The 2,771-nt window shown below is 47.3% G+C and carries 5 protein-coding genes; all 5 read right to left on the bottom strand.

Annotated elements, in window-relative coordinates:
- Positions 1-167 (bottom strand): phage holin family protein (locus D1841_RS16950; RefSeq protein WP_160644729.1); only part of this gene is annotated, 167 nt, incomplete at its 3' end.
- 170 nt (positions 168-337) lie between these two features.
- On the bottom strand, positions 338-760 hold the full coding sequence (locus D1841_RS16945; RefSeq protein WP_160644727.1) for a carbohydrate-binding protein: 423 nt from the start codon (positions 758-760) through the stop codon (positions 338-340).
- Positions 757-1,002 (bottom strand): hypothetical protein, encoded by a 246-nt coding sequence (locus D1841_RS16940; RefSeq protein ID WP_160644725.1) that lies wholly within the window; start codon positions 1,000-1,002, stop codon positions 757-759. Before D1841_RS16940 ends, D1841_RS16945 begins: the two co-directional genes overlap by 4 nt.
- Positions 999-2,066, bottom strand: coding sequence for an RNA-directed DNA polymerase (locus tag D1841_RS16935; protein WP_160644723.1), 1,068 nt, complete (start codon positions 2,064-2,066; stop codon positions 999-1,001). Before D1841_RS16935 ends, D1841_RS16940 begins: the two co-directional genes overlap by 4 nt.
- Before the next feature lie 478 nt (positions 2,067-2,544).
- Positions 2,545-2,771, bottom strand: a 227-nt coding sequence (locus D1841_RS18800) for a hypothetical protein (protein ID WP_347564049.1), incomplete at its 5' end; no start/stop codon positions are given.

Genomic DNA, 2,771 nt, shown 5'->3' with positions numbered 1-2,771 from the left:
TTAGGCGTTTTCTCTGAGTTGTGGAACACTCCGGCCACGATCAGGCCGGTCAGGTAGTCAATACCCATGAAAATCAGCAGAGTGATCAAGGCCGCATCCCACCCCCCAAACAAGGAAGCGATAAAGCCCCCCACAATCCCGATCCCGGCGCACAACCCTTCTTTCATGTAAACCATCCTTTCTGAAAATGATATATAAAAACGGCCCCACAAATTGGGGGCCGCTTTTACCTTGTCAAATTCCCGCCCTGCTGGGCCGCTAGGCGGCGTTTTAAGGTCAGGCAATGAAATTTATACTACCAAAGGCAAAAGGCCCTGTAAGGGCCTTCCAGGGGCCTTTATTCAGCTTCCCAACCATATACCCCCGGCTCCCACACATTGCCATCAACGGTGGAAAGCCATTCTTTCCCCTTGTGGGAAACTTTGTCCCCGGTGTTGTAGGCATCGGAAGCGCCCAGGGGTTGTGTCCAGATCGGAAGCCCGGAATCAGTGAACCCAACCTTTTTGTAAAGGCTGGGGGCCGTGTCCGGTGTCCAGTTCTCTTGGGAAGTGTGATCCTGAAGGACGGTGTAAAGCTGGGTTTCCCCATCGGCGTTCACGCCATACTTTACGATCTTTCCGGTGGCGTAGGCTTTGCCGGTAGCCCATCCCTCATAGAGATCGGCAATTTCCATTGCTTGGCTTTCGCGCAGATTCAGCCCATCGGCCATAAGCTGGAAGGCCCGGTTCATCTGCTGGGCCACAAATTCTTTGCGGTTCATTCTGTCACCCCCAGAATAGTGTTCATTAAGCCGTTGTTTTCGGCGGTCTGTTCCGCCAACAACTTGATAAATTCATCTTTTTCATACTGAATTTCATGGTATTGAAATTCATTTTCGATTGGGTTTCCGTTCTGATCCTCAGTCACCGGCTCAATGTCGGTGTGAACAAAAACCGTGTCGGTGCCAACCACCAAAGGTTGCGCCATTTCCGGGCTTCCCCGGACTATGCCCATGTCTTTCATGCTGTTACCGCCTTTCTTTTCTTAATGACATTGATATAATAATCTTCAGCCGCCGCCAAAACAGGGGTAATGTACTTTTCAGCTAGGCGGAAGCTGTCACACCATTTTAGCCAACCCTTATAGCTATTGATCCTGCACCATTCCTTGTAACAAATGCGCTTCCCGCTCTCCCACTTTTCCCGGATCAACACCATGTGTTTCTTGAATCGCTTACAGGTCTTTTTCCGTAGCAGGGTAAACCCGTGGAAGAATCTATAACCGACAAAATCAGCGCCACGGGTGGAAGTGGGGAACACTTGCCAATTTTTCTTTAGGCTCAAGTCAAGGAAAGTTCCAAGGTATTCCATGATTTTCCGGGCAACCCAATGAAGTACCTGTTTGCTATGGTGGAAAATCATAAGATCATCCATATAGCGAACAACATACTTCAAGTGTAACTGTTCTTTCAGCCAATGGTCAAAGTAGGACAAATAAAAATTGGCTAAGTATTGGGATAGATAAGAACCGATCGGAACACCTTTGGGCGGGTGGCTGTCAATAATGATATCCAGCAGGGTCAATAATTCAGGGTCTTTGAATTTCTTGCGCAACAGGCGCTTTAGAATCCTATGATTGATATTTGGGTAAAAATGGTGAACGTCCATCTTGAAACAGTATTGGGTTCCCGGTTCGTCCTTCAGATAGGTGTTCACCAACTCTTGGGCTTTCTTGATCCCACGGTTTGGAAGGGAAGCACAAGTGAACCCGGTGAAAACTTTGTTGAAGATCGGTTCAATCTGAAGCATGATTGCCCATTGAATGATCCGGTGTGGGAAATAGGGCAGTTTCCAAAGTTCACGTTGTTTTCCCTTGTCATTGATAGTTGAAATTGTGTAATCGTCCAGATTTACAGAATAGGTGTGGTTGATCAGCATTTCCCGGATTTCTGAAAGGTATTTGTCCGGGTCGCTGTCAACCATCACCACTTCTGCATAGAACAGTTTATCTTTACGGGCGTTCCGGTGGGCTTCCCGCAAGTTGTCCATGTCACAGATTTTTTCATAGATATTGCCGTACCGCTTCATGGAACACCCCGTTTCCATTGATGTTTTTTGAACCCGAATGGTCAACCTTGAAAGTTAATTTTCAAGTCTACTGATACAGGTGAAATAATTTTTGTGTTCTGCCAAGTGGCCGGGTAGTCACAGCACCATTTATTGTTAAAGCCCCGGCCCGGTTCTGTTGCCGGGGGCCGGGGCAGTAACATCATTCCTAAACATCGAAAAGGAAGGATCAAACATTTGGTGGGTGCCAAGATTGGAATTGGAATTCGAGGTGGCATAATTCACATTGAACTGGAAAGGCCCTGCATTATCTCCATTATTCCAATTACCACTGAAATTGGCGTAATAACTGGCATAAAGATTGGCATTATCTGCTATCTTTTTTTATTTACCAGTCATAATAAGGCCCGTTCTATGGTGGGATAATGGTTGTAATGCTGGAAGGTTTCAGTTTTGTGTTGTGCCACAATCTACCAGTGACTACCCAAGGAAACGGTTTTTAGGCCGCTTTCTTCTTATACATCAGGCGGGCGCCAAGACGGGAATAGGAATTCGAGGCGGCACAATCCACATGGAACCGGAAAGGCCCCGCATCATCCCCATTACTCCAAGTACCACCGAAATAGGCGCAACAACCGGCATAAAGATTGGCATAATCCGCCCAATGGGACGTGGCCGATCCGGTGGAAGTCTTGATTGTGAACCCGCCTTCATTGGTTCCCTGAA

The sequence above is a fragment of the Neglectibacter sp. X4 genome (assembly GCF_009917365.1).
GTDB lineage: Bacteria > Bacillota > Clostridia > Oscillospirales > Acutalibacteraceae > Acutalibacter.
The sequence above is the reverse complement of the archived record's forward strand: the minus strand, read 5'-3'. Positions and strand labels throughout refer to the sequence as shown.

Bases quoted from the DNA above. Each gene is read 5' to 3' on its own strand.
- D1841_RS16945 (WP_160644727.1), bottom strand. From the start codon at position 760: ATGAACCGCAAAGAATTTGTGGCCCAGCAGATGAACCGGGCCTTCCAG.
- D1841_RS16935 (WP_160644723.1), bottom strand. From the start codon at position 2,066: ATGAAGCGGTACGGCAATATCTATGAAAAAATCTGTGACATGGACAAC.
- D1841_RS16940 (WP_160644725.1), bottom strand. From the start codon at position 1,002: ATGAAAGACATGGGCATAGTCCGGGGAAGCCCGGAAATGGCGCAACCT.